At 73.6% G+C, this 14375-nt stretch carries 16 protein-coding genes; 11 read left to right on the top strand and 5 right to left on the bottom strand.

What is annotated here, in order from left to right:
• Nucleotides 1–6 precede the first annotated feature (6 nt).
• Genes E1265_RS02530 through E1265_RS02520 form a run of 3 tightly spaced genes read left to right on the top strand, consistent with a single transcriptional unit; the run spans nt 7 to nt 3205 of the window.
• Nucleotides 7–1068, top strand: coding sequence for a sugar ABC transporter substrate-binding protein (locus E1265_RS02530; protein WP_132928538.1), 1062 nt, complete (start codon nt 7–9; stop codon nt 1066–1068).
• Nucleotides 1069–1080: 12 nt separating this feature from the next.
• Nucleotides 1081–1959: an ATP-binding cassette domain-containing protein gene (locus tag E1265_RS02525; protein ID WP_132928537.1), complete on the top strand. Its 879-nt coding sequence runs from the start codon at nt 1081–1083 to the stop codon at nt 1957–1959.
• Nucleotides 1952–3205, top strand: a complete 1254-nt coding sequence (locus E1265_RS02520) for a sugar ABC transporter permease (protein WP_132928536.1) — start codon at nt 1952–1954, stop codon at nt 3203–3205. The genes E1265_RS02525 and E1265_RS02520 overlap by 8 nt, the downstream gene beginning before the upstream one ends.
• Nucleotides 3206–3212: 7 nt before the next feature.
• Here E1265_RS02520 and E1265_RS02515 read toward each other — a convergent pair whose 3' ends face one another.
• From E1265_RS02515 to E1265_RS02505, 3 genes are all read right to left on the bottom strand, one after another.
• Nucleotides 3213–3836 (bottom strand): HD domain-containing protein, encoded by a 624-nt coding sequence (locus E1265_RS02515; RefSeq protein WP_132928535.1) that lies wholly within the window; start codon nt 3834–3836, stop codon nt 3213–3215.
• A 68-nt stretch (nt 3837–3904) separates the two neighbouring features.
• Entirely contained in the window at nt 3905–4747 is an 843-nt protein-coding gene (locus tag E1265_RS38535) for an RICIN domain-containing protein (protein ID WP_243740482.1), read from the bottom strand.
• 104 nt (nt 4748–4851) lie between these two features.
• Nucleotides 4852–5448: a TerD family protein gene (locus E1265_RS02505; protein ID WP_132928534.1), complete on the bottom strand. Its 597-nt coding sequence runs from the start codon at nt 5446–5448 to the stop codon at nt 4852–4854.
• Between the two features lie 223 nt (nt 5449–5671).
• On the opposite strand from E1265_RS02505, the gene hppD reads away from it, so the two are divergent.
• The 8 genes from hppD (at nt 5672) to E1265_RS02470 (ending at nt 12495) form a co-directional block, all read left to right on the top strand.
• Nucleotides 5672–6877: a 4-hydroxyphenylpyruvate dioxygenase gene (hppD, locus tag E1265_RS02500; protein ID WP_132928533.1), complete on the top strand. Its 1206-nt coding sequence runs from the start codon at nt 5672–5674 to the stop codon at nt 6875–6877.
• A 50-nt stretch (nt 6878–6927) separates the two neighbouring features.
• A complete protein-coding gene (gene fahA / locus E1265_RS02495) occupies nt 6928–8127 on the top strand; it encodes a fumarylacetoacetase (protein ID WP_207930924.1) in 1200 nt (399 codons plus the stop codon).
• A 65-nt stretch (nt 8128–8192) separates the two neighbouring features.
• Nucleotides 8193–9470 carry an APC family permease gene (locus E1265_RS02490; protein WP_132928531.1) on the top strand — a complete coding sequence of 426 codons (1278 nt, stop codon included), beginning with the start codon at nt 8193–8195 and terminating at the stop codon, nt 9468–9470.
• A gap of 404 nt (nt 9471–9874) precedes the next feature.
• Entirely contained in the window at nt 9875–10447 is a 573-nt protein-coding gene (locus E1265_RS02485) for an extracellular solute-binding protein (RefSeq protein ID WP_165953624.1), read from the top strand.
• Nucleotides 10444–11031: an extracellular solute-binding protein gene (locus E1265_RS02480; protein WP_165953623.1), complete on the top strand. Its 588-nt coding sequence runs from the start codon at nt 10444–10446 to the stop codon at nt 11029–11031. The genes E1265_RS02485 and E1265_RS02480 overlap by 4 nt, the downstream gene beginning before the upstream one ends.
• Nucleotides 11032–11301: 270 nt before the next feature.
• Nucleotides 11302–12075 carry a beta-galactosidase trimerization domain-containing protein gene (locus tag E1265_RS02475; RefSeq protein ID WP_132928528.1) on the top strand — a complete coding sequence of 258 codons (774 nt, stop codon included), beginning with the start codon at nt 11302–11304 and terminating at the stop codon, nt 12073–12075.
• Nucleotides 12072–12197, top strand: coding sequence for a hypothetical protein (locus E1265_RS40175; RefSeq protein WP_279571389.1), 126 nt, complete (start codon nt 12072–12074; stop codon nt 12195–12197). Before E1265_RS02475 ends, E1265_RS40175 begins: the two co-directional genes overlap by 4 nt.
• Before the next feature lie 112 nt (nt 12198–12309).
• Nucleotides 12310–12495, top strand: a complete 186-nt coding sequence (locus tag E1265_RS02470) for a hypothetical protein (protein ID WP_132928527.1) — start codon at nt 12310–12312, stop codon at nt 12493–12495.
• Between the two features lie 19 nt (nt 12496–12514).
• Here the strand turns inward: E1265_RS02470 and E1265_RS02465 are convergent, their stop codons facing one another.
• Together E1265_RS02465 and E1265_RS02460 are read right to left on the bottom strand one after the other, a co-directional pair.
• The gene (locus E1265_RS02465) at nt 12515–13375 is read right to left on the bottom strand and encodes a zinc-binding dehydrogenase (RefSeq protein ID WP_243740481.1); all 861 of its coding nucleotides are present in this window, start codon (nt 13373–13375) and stop codon (nt 12515–12517) included.
• A 187-nt stretch (nt 13376–13562) separates the two neighbouring features.
• A complete protein-coding gene (locus E1265_RS02460; protein WP_132928526.1) occupies nt 13563–14348 on the bottom strand; it encodes a glucosamine-6-phosphate deaminase in 786 nt (261 codons plus the stop codon).
• Nucleotides 14349–14375: the final 27 nt, after the last annotated feature.

Genomic DNA, 14375 nt, shown 5'->3' with positions numbered 1-14375 from the left:
ACCGTCGTGCGCAGACTCGTTTCCCTCACCGCCACCGTCCTGCTGGCCCTGACCGCCGCGACCGCCTGTACGACCGAGGGAGGCGGCGGCGAGAACGGCGACGGCGGCGGGGCCCAGATCGCCTTTCTGATGCCGGACATCGCCTCCACCCGCTACGAGCTCTACGACAGTCCGCTGTTCGAGGCCCGGATGGCCGAGCTGTGCGCCGACTGCGAGGTGATCTACAACAACGCCAACGCGGACGCCTCCCGCCAGCAGCAGCAGGCCAACTCGGCGCTCGCGCAGGGCGTGGACGTGATCGTGATCGACCCGGTGGACTCGACGGCGGCGGCCAGCATCGTGAACGCGGCGCGCTCCCAGGGGGTGCCGGTGATCGCCTACGACCGGCCGATCCTGGAGACGCCGCCCGACTACTACATCTCCTTCGACAACGAGGCGATCGGCGAGCAGATCGGCCAGTCCCTCGTCGACCACCTGCGGGAGACCGGCGCCGAGGGCGGGCTGCTCCAGGTCAACGGCTCGCCCACGGACGCCGCCGCGGGCCTGATCAAGCAGGGCATCCACAACGCGATCGACGACAGCGGCTTCGAACTGCTCGCCGAGTACGACACGCCCGACTGGCAGCCGTCGGACGCCCAGGAGTGGGTGAGCGGGCAGATCACCAGGTTCGGCGAGGAGATCGCCGGCGTGGTGGCGGCCAACGACGGCACGGGCGGCGGCGCGATCGCCGCGTTCCGGGCGGCCGGGGTCGAGGTGCCGCCGGTCACCGGCAACGACTTCGAGGTGGCGGCGGCTCAACGGATCGTGGCGGGCGACCAGTTCAACACGATCTCCAAGCCGATCGCGATCGTCGCGGAGGCGGCGGCCGAGGTGGCCCACCAGTTCGCCTCGGGCGAGGAGCCGGAGGGCGAGACCACCCTGTTCGACACGCCGGCGCGGCTCTTCGAGCCGACGGTGGTGACGCTGGACAACCTGGCGGAGGTGCTGGCCGAGTCGGAGCAGATCGAGGTGTCCGAGGTGTGCACGGCCGAGTACGCGGACGCCTGCGCCGCGGCCGGCCTGGGCTGAGCGGGGTCGGCGATGGCAGCCAACGTGGCGCCCGCGGCCCTGTCGCTCCGCGGGATCAGCAAGAACTTCGGCGCGGTCGCCGCGCTCACCGACGTGGACCTGGACGTGGCGCCAGGCGAGGTGGTGGCCGTGGTCGGGGACAACGGCGCCGGCAAGTCGACGCTGGTCAAGGTGCTGGCCGGGGTGCACCGCGCGGACTCGGGGCGGATCGCCTTCGGCGACACGGAGGTGACGATCGCCGGCCCGGCCGACGCGCACGCGCTCGGCGTGGCCACCGTCTTCCAGGACCTGGCGCTCTGCGAGAACCTGGACGTCGTCGAGAACCTGTTCCTGGGGCGGGAGTTGCGGCGCCGGCGGCTCGACGAGGTCACCATGGAACTCAGGTCGTGGGAGCTGTTGCGCCAGTTGTCGGCGCGCATCCCCTCGGTGCGGGTTCCGGTGGCGGCGCTGTCCGGCGGGCAGCGGCAGACCGTGGCGATCGCCCGCTCGCTGCTCGGCGATCCGCGGATCATCGTGCTCGACGAGCCGACGGCGGCGCTCGGCGTGGCGCAGACCACCGAGGTGCTCAACCTCATCGAGCGGCTGCGCGACCGCGGCCTCGGGGTGGTGATGATCAGCCACAACCTGGCGGACGTGCGGGCGGTCGCCGACCGGGTGGCGGTGCTGCGGCTCGGCCGCAACAACGGGTTCTTCGGGGTCGCCGAGGCCTCCGACGAGGACATCGTCGCGGCGATCATCGGCGCGTCGGACAACGTGGTGACGCGCCGGGCGCGGCGTGGGAAGGGCGACGTGAGCGACGAGCGCGCGGCTGACCACCCGCGCCATGCCCCACGAGCCCAGCCTTCGCCGCGCGATCGGAGAAGCGAACGAAAGGACGAGGGCGATGAGTGACCTGAAGGCCGCCCGGGACGCGGCGCCGCTCGACCTGCTCGACGAGCGGCTGCGGCGGGGCGAGGGGCCCAGGGCCGCGCTCGCGGTCATCGTCGAGCGGATACGCGGCGGCGATCTGGGCGCGCTGCCCATCGTGCTCGGTCTCGTGGTGATCTGGACGGTGTTCCAGTCGCTCAACTCGGCCTTCCTCTCCAGCGCCAACCTGGTGAACCTGCTGATGGAGAGCGTGCCGGTGGGCGTGATCGCGCTGGGCGTGGTGTGCGTGCTGCTGGTGGGGCAGATCGACCTGTCGGTCGGCTCGGTCAGCGGCCTTTCGGCGGCGCTGACGGCCGTGACCTTCGTCGACGCGGGTTGGCCGATGCCGCTGGCCATGGCGACGGCGGTCGGCACCGGGGCGGCGATCGGCTGGGTCTACGCGATGATGGTGACCCGGCTCGGGGTGCCGAGCTTCGTGGCCACGTTGGCGGGGTTGCTCAGCTTCCTCGGGGTGCAGTTGTACCTGCTGGGCGACACCGGGGCGATCAACCTGCCGTACGACTCGGGCCTGGTGCGCTTCGCGCAACTGACGTTCGTGCCGGCCTGGTTCTCCTATGTGCTGGTGGTGGTCGCGGCGGTCTGGCTGTTCGTCACGGGCCGCGCGCTGGCCCGGGCGCGGCGGCGGGCCGGGCTCTCGGCGCGGTCGACGCCGCTGCTCGTGGTGCGCAGCGTCGCGGTGTTGGCCGGCCTCGGCTTCGCCGCCTGGTACCTGAACGAGGCCCGGGGCGTGGGCTGGATGTTCGTCTGCTTCGTTGGTCTGGTGCTGGCGGCGCACTACGCGCTGACCAGGACGAGTTGGGGTCGCTCGCTGTTCGCGGTCGGCGGCAACGCGGAGGCGGCGCGGCGAGCCGGGATCAACGTCCGCCGCACCTACACCACGGCGTTCGTGCTGTGCTCGTCGCTGGCGGCGCTGGGCGGGCTGCTCGCCGCGTCCCGGCTGGCGGCGGCCAACCAGGCGAGCGGGGCGGGCGACGTGAACCTCAACGCCATCGCGGCCGCGGTGATCGGCGGCACCAGCCTGTTCGGCGGCCGGGGCGGCGCGTTCTCGGCGCTGCTCGGGATCCTGGTGATCCAGTCGATCTCCAACGGTCTGACGCTGCTCGACCTGGACTCGTCGTTCCGCTTCATCGTGACCGGCCTGGTGCTGGCGCTCGCCGTGGTCCTCGACTCGGCGGCCCGCCGCTCGCGGGCCGCGCACGGCATGGCCTAGGGGCCGCTCACCGAGGGCGCGCGCCCGGGCTGTCGTCGGCGAGATGGCGGAAAGCGTCGCGCCAGGCCGCGTACCACTGGCGGAACCAGGGATGGGACCGCGCGAGCGGGACGATGGAGCTCACGGTCTCCAGGTAGTACGAACGGCGTTTCTCCGGCCGGGGATGCGCATCGAGACGCTGCACGTTGCTCAGCCGGTCCGCCAGCTTCACCAACAGGGCATCGGGCGGGGCGGTGCGTAGGCGCGCGAGATACGCCGCCCGCGCCTCCTCGCGGCTGAGGCCGTCCGACGGCGCGGGCTTGGTCACCCAGTCGACCAGGACCGCGACGCGGTCACCGAAGCGCTGCCGCACGTCCTCGAGGGAGCACTCCGTGTCCTCGACCACGTCGTGGAGAACGGCCGCGCGCAACACGTCGACGTCGGTCGTGCCGACCGCCTCGACCAACACGCACACGGCCTCGAGCAGATGCTCGACGTAGGGCTCGCCCGCCGGCCGGGTCTGGTCCGCGTGCCAGCGCACGGCGAACTCGACCGCCTCGTCGAGCGAGGCCAGGTCCTGGCCCGCGACGCGCGGCGCCAGTCGTTCCCGCACGGACGGCCAACCGCCCGCGGCCTCGAACACCCGCACCATGACGTGCGCCTTCCTTCACGCGTCACCGCGACGACGGACCGAATCGGCCTGCCATGCCCGTCCGCGCCCTACGGGGCGGTCCACTTCTGCGCGGGATTGCCCGAGCAGTTGGCGATCTGGAGCGGGGTGCCGTTGGAGGTGTTGGCGTTGGCGACGTCCAGGCAGCGGTCGGCGACGACGTTGACGATGTCGCGGGCGGCCCGTTCGATGCGCCACCGCTGGATGGCCTGGGTGGGGTCGCAGTCGGCGAGCACCACGCGGGTGCCGTCGGCGGTGGCGCCACCGGCGAGGCTGAGGCAGTAGCCCTGGACGCGCAGGGTGCCGTCGGAGGCGACGGTCCACTGCTGGCGGGGGGTGCCGTTGCAGTCCCAGAGGTGGAGCTCGGTACCGTTGCCCGGCTCGTACGTGTTGCTCTCGGCGCACTTGTCGGCGAGGCCGCGGATGAGTCCGGTGGGTCCGGTGACCCGGGCCGGCTGGTTCTGCTGCTCCGGCTCGTCCTGCTGGGCCGGCGGCTCGGCGGGCTCCTCGTCCGCCTCGTCGGCCGGCGGTTCGGCCGGTTCCTCCTCGGCTTCCTCGGCCGGGGGCTCGTCGGCCGGCGGGGGCGGCGGCTGCTCCTCGGTCTCCTCCGCCGGTTCCTCCTCTTCCGCGGGCTCGTCCTCGGCCGCTTCGGCCTCCTCGACCGGCTCGTCGACCAGCGGCTCGGCCGGCTGCTCGTTCTCCGGCGCGGGGGCGGCGACCTGCTCCTGCTCGCCTGAGTCGAGCTCGGTGGCGATGGCGGTCGCGCCGGCGATGACGGCTACCGCTGCGGCCGTGCCACCCAGGGTGGTCCAGACTCGACGACCGGGCAGGAGCCCCCGGCTGGGGCGCGCGGGTTTGCTCGCGAACGTGCTGGAAAAGCGGGGAGATGGCACCGATTCCTCCGTTCACGGGGCACGGGCACGATCGGGGAAGAGGGCAACAGCCTAGCCAGCGCACGGCGTTGGTCCCAACCAGGGTCCCTTGGCCAGACGCCGGTTCAGACGTTGACCCCGTGGTCGGCGGCGATGCCGCGCAGGCCGGAGGCGTAGCCCTGCCCGACGGCGCGGAACCGCCACTCGGCGGCGCGCCGGTAGAGCTCGCCGAAGACCATGGCCGTCTCGTTCGACGCGTCCTCGGTCAGGTCGTAGCGGGCCAGCTCGCCGCCTCCGGCCTGGTCGACGACGCGGATGAAGGCGCCGGTGACCTGCCCGAAGCTCTGTCGCCTGGCGTCGGCGTCGTAGATGGAGACGGCGAAGACCACCCGCTCGACCTCGGACGGGAGCGCCGCGAGGTCCACCACGATCTCCTCCTGGTCGCCGCCGGCGCCGCCGCTTCCGCCGACGAGCTCGTCTCCCATGTGGGTGACGGAGCCGTCGGGGCTCTTGAGGTTGTTGAAGAAGACGAAGTGCCGGTCGCTCGGGACCCGGCCCCGCGCGTTCACCAGCAGGGCGCTGGCGTCCAGGTCGAAGTCCGCGCCGTTCGCCACGGGTGGGCGGGCCCGGGCCCGCCAGCCGAGCCCGACGGTCACCGCGGAAAGGTTCGGGGCCTGCTTGGTCAGCGAGACGTTGCCGCCCTTGGACAGCGACACACCCACGTCGATCAACTCCTCGGACTCGGGAACGGGCCGGACCGGAATCTACGGCACTGTAGAAATGCACCGAGCGATACCAGACGCACTGAGCATTCTGTACAGCGAATCGCGCCGATCGATCGGCATCCTGATCAGCCTTACCAGCGATCCGCGCGGCTCTTGCCCGGTCGAAGCGTGGCGCGGTGTCATTCTGTACAGCGATCCCTCTGGTGGAGGAGGCCCGACCGTGAGCATCGATATGACCCTCACCAGCCAGGAGCGGCTGGCCAAGCTTGACGCCGACCAGCTGCGGCAGCTGGTCGGCCTGGTGGAGTACGACGCGGCGCGCGACCCGTTCCCCCTCACCGGATGGGACGCGGTGGTCTGGTCCGTGGGCAACGCCACCCAGGCCGCCCTCTTCTACGAGCTGGTCTTCGGCATGGAGCTCGTGGCCTATTCGGGGCCCGAGACCGGCAACCGCGACCACCACGCCTACGTGCTGCGCTCCGGCGCGGTCCGCTTCGTGCTCAAGGGCGGCGTGGACCCGGCCAGCCCGCTGCTCGACCACCACCGCGCGCACGGCGACGGGGTCGTCGACGTCGCGCTCGAGGTGCCGGACGTCGACCGCTGCGTGGCCCACGCCAGGGCGCAGGGCGCCAGGGTCATCGAGGAGCCGCACGACCTCACCGACGAGCACGGCACCGTCCGCGTGGCGGCCATCGCCGCCTACGGCGAGACCCGGCACAGCCTGGTCGACCGCTCCCGGTACTCCGGCCCCTACCTCCCCGGCTACGTCGGCCGCGCCTCGGCGCGCGCCCGCGCGGCCGGCGGGCCCCGGCGGATCTTCCAGGCGCTCGACCACGTGGTGGGCAACGTGGAGCTCGGCCGGATGGACGAGTGGGTGGGCTTCTACCGCCGCGTCATGGGCTTCACCAACATGGCCGAGTTCGTCGGCGAGGACATCGCCACCGAGTACTCGGCGCTGATGAGCAAGGTGGTGGCGAGCGGTAACCACCGGGTCAAGTTCCCGCTCAACGAGCCGGCGATCGGCCGGAAGCGCTCGCAGATCGACGAGTACCTGGACTTCTACACCAGCCCGGGCGTGCAGCACCTCGCGCTGGCCACCTCGGACATCGTCGCCACCGTGGACACCCTGCGGGAAAGGGGCATCGACTTCCTCGCCACGCCCGACTCGTACTACTCGGACCCTGAACTGCGGGCCCGCATCGGGGAGGTGCGGGTGCCCATCGAGGAGCTGCGCTCGCGCGGCATCCTGGTCGACCGGGACGAGGACGGCTACCTGCTGCAGATCTTCACCAAGCCGCTTGGCGACCGGCCCACGGTGTTCTTCGAGTTCATCGAGCGGCACGGCTCGCTGGGCTTCGGCATCGGCAACTTCAAGGCGCTCTTCGAGGCCATCGAGCGCGAGCAGGCCAAGCGGGGCAACTTCTGAGCGGGCGGAGGGGGTCCGCGTCCCCGAGCACCGGCCGGCCCTGGCTCGACGTGGACCCCGCGCACCCGTTCGGCCCCGGCACGCTGCCCTACGGCAGCTTCACCGCGCCCGGGTCGCCCGACCCCCGCGTCGGGGTGGCGATCGGCGACCTGGTGCTCGACCTGACGGCGGCGGCGCGGGCCCTGCTGCCTGCGGACGCCGCGCTGTTCGCCGCCGGCACCCTGGACGGGCTGCTGGCCGCCGGACCGGCGGCCTGGGCCAGGGTCCGCGCCCGGATCACCGAGTGGCTGACCGACGAGCGGCACCGGCCGGCCATCGAACCCCTGCTGGTGCCGGCCGAGTTCACCGCGCCCCGGCTGCCGTTCACCGTCGCCGACTACACCGACTTCTACGCCAGCGAGGAGCACGCCACCAACCTGGGCCGGATGTTCCGCCCGGACGACGCGCCCCTCACCCCCAACTGGAAGCACCTGCCCGTCGGTTACCACGGCCGTGCGGGCACCGTGGTGGTCTCCGGCACGCCCGTCGTCCGACCCAGCGGCCAACGCCGTGCCTCGAACGGGGAGATCGTGTTCGGCCCCAGCACCCGGCTGGACTTCGAGGCCGAGGTGGGCTTCGTCGTCGGCGCGCCCTCGACGCCCGGCCGGCCGGTGCCGCTGACGGAGGCCGACCGGCACGTCTTCGGCGTCTGTCTCGTCAACGACTGGTCGGCCAGGGACGTCCAGGCCTTCGAGTACGTGCCGCTCGGCCCCTTCCTCGGCAAGTCCTTCGCCACCTCGGTCTCGCCCTGGGTCGTGCCGCTCGCGGCGCTGCGCCACGCCCGGGTCGCGCCCCCGCCGCGCGTCCCCCGGCCGCTGCCCTACCTCGACGACGCCGGGGCGGAGCCGTGGGGTCTCGACCTGGAGCTGACCGTGACGCTCAACGGCCACCCGATCTCCCGACCGCCGTTCGCCGGCATGTACTGGACGGCGGCCCAGCAGCTGGCCCACCTCACCGTCAACGGCGCGCCGCTGCGCACCGGCGACCTGTTCGCCTCGGGCACCGTCAGCGGCCCCCGCAGGGAGCAGCGCGGCTCGCTGATCGAGCTCACCTGGAACGGCGCCGAGCCGCTGGTCCTGCCCGACGGCAGTGAGCGTGCCTTCCTGCTCGACGGCGACGAGGTCGCGATCAGCGGCACGGCCCCCGGGCCCGACGGCGGCCGGATCCGGCTCGGCGAGGTGCGCGGCCGGGTGGGGTCGACCCCCGGGTAGCCGCCGCCGGCCGGTCCTGCATCATGGCCCGGACACGGCAGGCAGACCCGCGAGAGGCCACCACCATGAACGGACCCGGCGGCTCCGGCCCGCGGCTGCGGCGGCGGCTCGGCCTCCTCGACGCGGTGGTGATCGGGCTCGGCTCGATGGTCGGGGCCGGCGTGTTCACGGCGCTGGCCCCGGCCGCCGGGGCCGCGGGCGCCGCGCTGCCGCTCGCGCTGGCCCTGGCCGCGCTGGTCGCCTACTGCAACGCCACCTCCTCGGCCCGGCTGGCCGCGCGCTATCCGGCCTCGGGCGGCACCTACGTCTACGGCAGGGAGCGGCTCGGCGACTTCTGGGGCTATCTGGCCGGCTGGGGCTTCGTGGTGGGCAAGACCGCGTCCTGCGCGGCGATGGCGCTCACGGTCGGGGCCTACGCGTGGCCCGAGCAGGCGCACGCGGTGGCGGTCGCGGCCGTGGTGGCGCTCACCGCGGTGAACTACGGCGGGGTGCGGAAGTCGGCCTGGCTCACCCGGCTCATCGTGGCCGTGGTGCTCGCGGTGCTGGCCGCCGTGGTGGTCGCCGCCCTCACCTCCGACCGGGCGAGCGCCGCCCGGATCGACCTGGCGCACGGCTGGACGGACGCGGGGGCCGACGGCCTGCTGCGGGCGGCCGGGCTGCTGTTCTTCGCCTTCGCCGGGTACGCGCGGATCGCCACCCTGGGCGAGGAGGTGCGCGATCCGGCGCGCACCATCCCCCGGGCCGTCTCGCTCGCCCTGGGCATCGTGCTCGTGGTGTACGCGGCGGTGGCGCTGGCCGCCCTCGCGGTGCTCGGGGCGGGTGGCCTGGCCGGCGCCGCCGCGCCGCTGGCGGACACGGTGCGGGCCGCCGGGGTGCCGGAGTTGGCGCCCGTGGTGCGCGTCGGCGCCGTGGTGGCCGCCCTGGGCTCGTTGCTCGCGCTGATCCTCGGCGTCTCCCGCACCACGCTGGCGATGGCCCGCGACCGGCACCTGCCGCACCCGCTGGCCGCGGTGCATCCGCGATTCGGGGTGCCGCACCGGGCCGAGCTCGCGGTCGGCGCGGTGGCCGCGGCGGTCGCGGCGACGGTGGACCTGCGGGGCGCGATCGGCTTCTCCTCGTTCGCGGTGCTGGTCTACTACGCCATCGCCAACGCCAGCGCCTGGACGCTCCCCACGGCCGAGGGCCGACGGCGCCGGCTGGTTCCGGCCGTCGGCCTGGTGGGCTGCCTGGCCCTGGCCCTCGCGCTGCCGCTCGCCTCGGTGCTGGCCGGCGCGCTGGTGCTCGCGGTCGGCGCCGCCGGCTACGCCGCCCGCCGCCCGGGCGCGGCCCGACCCGGCCGCTGACCAGGAAACTGTTCACATCGAATTCCGGAAACCACCACTCAAACAAGCCTGTTGACGGCCCGCCTCGGAAACGAATCGCGCGCCAAGGGTTGACGAAGCCCGAGGCCATGGCGACGCCGAGCAGCGCAACACACCCAGAAAACCTTTTCCGGAAAATTTTCGACCCCCGGAACGTTTCGGTGCCGCAGGCTCAGGTCGGTCCGCTGACCGGAGGACGCCGTGCCCAGCAGCCGCTTCCCCACGCACTTCCCCCACCCATCCCGACGACGCGCCCTCGGCCTGCTCCTCGCGCTGGCCTCGGCCGGCACGGCGGCCACCACCGCCTGCTCCCGGTCGGGCTCGGAGCGGTCCGGATCCGGGCCCGTCACGCTCCAGTTCGGGCCTGGGCCGACATCGGCCAGGCCGTGGACCTGTGGAACAGCACCCACCCCGACGTCCACGTCGAACTCTCCACGCCCGCCGGCCAGGTGAGGATCTTCCAACGCCTCTCCTCGGCGCTCGTGGCCGGCACCGGCGCACCCGACCTGGTCCAGGTCGACTACAACAACCTGACCACGCTGGCCGTCGCCGGCTACCTGGAGGACATCACCGCCCAGGCGACCGCGCTGGAACCCGAGTTCATGCCGTCCGCCTGGCAGCAGGTGCTTATCGACGACCGGGGCTGGGCCATCCCCCAGGACATCGGACCGATGGCCATGTACTACCGCCAAGACGTCTTCGACGCGCATGGCCTGACCGTCCCCCCACACCTGGGACGAGTTCCGCGACACCGCCGCCGCGCTGAGCGCCGCCGACCGCGACCGCTATCTGACCGCCTACCCGGCCGGCGACGCCTTCTGGTGCGCCTCGCTCGCCGCGGCCCGCGGCGCCCGCTGGTTCTCCACCGAGCGCGAGAGCTGGCACGTCGACATCGACGACGCGCCGTCCGTCGAGACCGCCAACTTCTGGACCGAACTGCTCGCCGAAGGACCTGGTGACGACCAGCCAGCTCTGGAACCCCGCCTGGCACAGCGCGCTGCAGGACGGCACGCTGGCCGCCTGGCTCGGCCCCGCCTGGGGCGTCGGCACCCTCGCCTCGTACCCGCCCATCACGCCCGACGGAACCTGGCGGGTCGCCCCGCTGCCGAGCGTCGAGGCCGACCGGCCGTCCTCCGGCTTCTGGGGCGACTCGTCGACGGCCGTCGTCACTGGCAGCCGACACGCCGCGACCGCCGTCAAGTTCGCCGCCTGGCTCAACACCGATCCGGACGCGGCCGACCTGCTGGTCGACCCCGAGCACGCCGCGCCCTTCCCCGCCTCCCTGGCGGGGCAGGCGCGCCCGGCGGTCTCCCGCCCCCAGGAGGCGGTCGGCGGGCGCCCGATCGACGGCGTCTTCCGCGAGGCGACGGCCCACACCCGCGTCACGACCTGGGGCCCGACCATGGACCAGGTCCGCGACGACTTCATCGACGCGGCGGCCGCCGCGCTCAGCGACGGCCGACCGCTGCGCGACGCACTGCACAGCACCCAGCGCGACACCGTGGCCGCCCTGGAGCAGAAGGGGTTGAGCGTGACCGCATGAGCACCGCCACCCATCCCGAACGACAGGGCCGCGCCCCCCGTCCCGCCCGGGTCGGGCCGCCACGTGCGGGCCGGCCGGCTCGGCCGGCAGACCGGCCACGGCTGGACCTTCGGCTGGACCTTCCTCGCCCCGTTCCTCGCGCTCTTCCCGGGCGGCCATCGCGGGCAGCCTGGCCGTCGTCGCGTTCGGCGTCAGCTACGGCCAGATGCGGGCCCCCCAGCGGGGGGGGTGGACTCGTGAGGACCTCCGCACCACGCCGGCTGTTCCCGGGTGCGCGAGCTGGGCGACGAGTTGCCGCGGCTCGCCGGGGTGGCCGGCGGGCGGGTGGCGGCCGAGACGGCCGTGGTGTGGGACTGGGAGAGCTGGTGGGCCGTCGAGCTGCCCGGGCACCCGTCGGTCGACCTGGACTTCAAGGCCCGGGTGCTGGCGCACCACCGGCCGCTGTGGCACGCCAACATCCCGGTCGACTTCGTCTCGCCGCGCGCCGACCTGGGCCGCTACCGCCTGGTGGTGCCAAGCCTCTACCTGGTGGACGACCCGGGCGCCCGGAACCTGACGAGTTCGTGCGGGACGCGGCCAGTGATGTCGTACTTCAGCGGCATCGTCGACGAGCATGACCGGGTCAGGGCGGGCGGCCACCCAGGGGCCTTCCGGGAGCTGCTGCGGCTGCTGGTCGAGGAGTTCAGCCCGCTGCAGCCGGAGGAGACGCGCGGGCTCAGCCACGCCGGCCGGCCGGGCGTCGCCGGCGAGTGGCAGGACGTGATCGTGCTGGACGGCGCGGAGGCGCTGGCCGAGTACACCGAGGGCGAGTACCGGGGCCGGGCCGCGGCCACCCGGCACCGCTTCGGCGCCGGTTCCGCGACCTACCTGGGCACCTCGCCCGACGAGGCCACGATGAGCGCGGTGCTGCTGGACGCGGCGCGGCTGGCGGGCGTCGTCCCGGTGCTCGACACCCCGGAGGGCGTCGAGGCGGTCAGGCGCCGGGCCGAGGACGGTACGGACCACCTCTTCCTGCTCACCACACGGAGCTGGCCCGGGAGGTGACGTTGCCGGCCGGCGTCGGGCCCGACCTGCTGGGCGGCGCGCCGGCGGACGGCGGACGGCTGCGGCTCGCCCCCTACCAGGTCGCGGTGCTGCCCGAGGGGCGCTCACCTGACGCACAGTAATACGACCTGCTGAAGCCGTAACCTTCTGGGACGTTTCCGTGATGAACGAAAGGTAAGGGCGGTAAGCAGAGAAAGGGCACGAGACATGAGGCGTTGGGCGCGGTGGCCGGCGATGGCGGCGGCGACGTTCGGAGCGGCGGCGCTGGGCGCGGGCGCGGCGAGCGCGGACGAGCACTACTCAGGAACCACCTCGATCGGGCCGCGGGTCGGCCTGATCCAGACCGGCCAGATCGACGACCCCCTGGAGGACGTGCTCGAACACGCCGCCATCCTCGGGCGCACCGCGACCAACGACTAGGTCCTGACCCAGCCTGGGTCTACGGCACCAGCAGGGTCTTGCCCACGACGCCGCGCGACTCGATCGCCGCGTGTGCTTCGGCGGCGCGCTCCAGGGGGAGGCGCTGGGCGATCAGCGGGCGGAGGCGGCCGACAGCCGCCTCCGCCAGGGCCCTGGCGGTGATCTCCCTGAGCCGCTCCGGGGTGAACTGCACCTGTTGGATGCCGGAGAGCCGGATGCCGCGGCGCTCGAGCTCCGCCGGGTCGTGCGCCGCGAAGTCGCCGCTCGGCGCTCCGAACGCGGCCACCCGCGCGCCGTCCGCGGCGGCGCGCAGGGCGCTGGCGCCGAGTTCGCCGCCCACGCCCTCGAAGATCACGTCGGCGCTGAGGCCGTCGAGCCAGCCGGGCTCGGAGTAGTCGACGACGGCGTCGGCGCCCAGCTCGCGTACGGCGTCCAGCTTGCGCCTGCCGCGAGCGGCGCCCGTGCCCCGGGCGCCGGCCGCCTTCGCCAACTGGACCAGCAGGCTGCTCGCGCCACCGGCGGCGGGCAGGATCAGCACCGATTCGCCCGCCCGCACGTCCGCGCCGGCGAGCAGGCCGAGGGCGGTCGGGCCGTCGTGCATGAGCGCGGCGGCCGTCTCCGGGTCGAGGCCGCTCGGGAGCGGGATGAGGGCCTCGACCGGGACCAGGGCCCGCTCGGCGTAGCCGCCGGCCGGCCGGGTGTGCGCGGCGACCGCGCGGCCGGTCAGGGACGGGTCCACGCCAGGGCCGGTCGCGGCGACGGCGCCGGCCACCGCGCCACCGGGCACGTAGGGCGGGACCATGCCCCAGTGGTCGGCGTTCCAGCCCGCGCGGATCTGCGTCTCGACGAAGATCGTGTCCGCGGCGGCGACCTCGATCACCACCTGGCCCGGGCCCGGAACGGGATCCGGCAGCTCGCCGTCTCGATCACCTCGGGCCCGCCGAACCTCGTCACCTGTGCCACCCGCATCGTTGTCGTCTCCCTGTCTTGGTGCGATGCGACAAGGCTCGGACCTCAAGTGCGATTGAGGTCAAGTGCGGGCTCGCGGGGGCTCGCCACCCGGCGGTTCAGATGCCCTGCCAGGCCGGCTTGTTCGCCCAGGCGTGCCGGTAGTAGTCGAGGTTGGCGAGCCGGCCGGCCGCCGCCTCGTCGACGATGACGGTGGCGTGCGGGTGGAGCTGGATGGCCGAGGCGGGGTGGCTCGCGGTGAGCGGCCCCTCGACGGCGGCGGCGACGGCCGCCGCCTTGGCCGTGCCGAACGCGAGCAGCAGCAGGTGCCTGGCCCGCAGGATGGTGCCGATGCCCTGGGTCACACAGTGCAGCGGCACCTCGTCGGGCGTCGCGAAGAACCGGGCGTTGTCGCGGCGGGTGCGCTCGGTGAGGGTCTTGACGCGGGTGCGGGAGCCGAACGAGGAACCGGGCTCGTTGAAACCGAGGTGACCGCCGGTGCCGATGCCGAGCAGTTGGACGTCGACGCCGCCGGCGGCCTCGATGGCCAGTTCGTACTCCTCGCCCACGGACGGCGCCCGCTCGGGGTCGCCGTCCGGCACGTGGACCAGGCGCGGGTCGAGGCCGAGGGGCCCGGTGACCTCGCGGGCCACGTAGGAGTGGTAGCTCCCCGGGTGGTCTCCTGGCAGGCCGACGTACTCGTCGAGGGCGAAGGCGCTCACCCGGCTGACGTCCCGCCGCTCGCGCGCGATCAGCTCGGCGAGCGCCCGGTAGACGGGCAGCTGGGTGGAGCCGGTGGCAAGGCCGAGCACGGCGTCGGGTCGCGCGTCGAGGGCGGCGAGCATGGCGCGGGCCGCGAGCTCGCCGCCGGCGGCCGCGTCGGACACGATGACGACCTCTGTCATGGATTTTCCGTTCTGCGTCTCGCGGTG

It is taken from the genome of Streptomyces sp. 8K308 (assembly GCF_004348315.1).
Lineage (GTDB): Bacteria > Actinomycetota > Actinomycetes > Streptomycetales > Streptomycetaceae > Streptomyces.
This window is presented reverse-complemented; position numbering and strand designations above follow the sequence as displayed.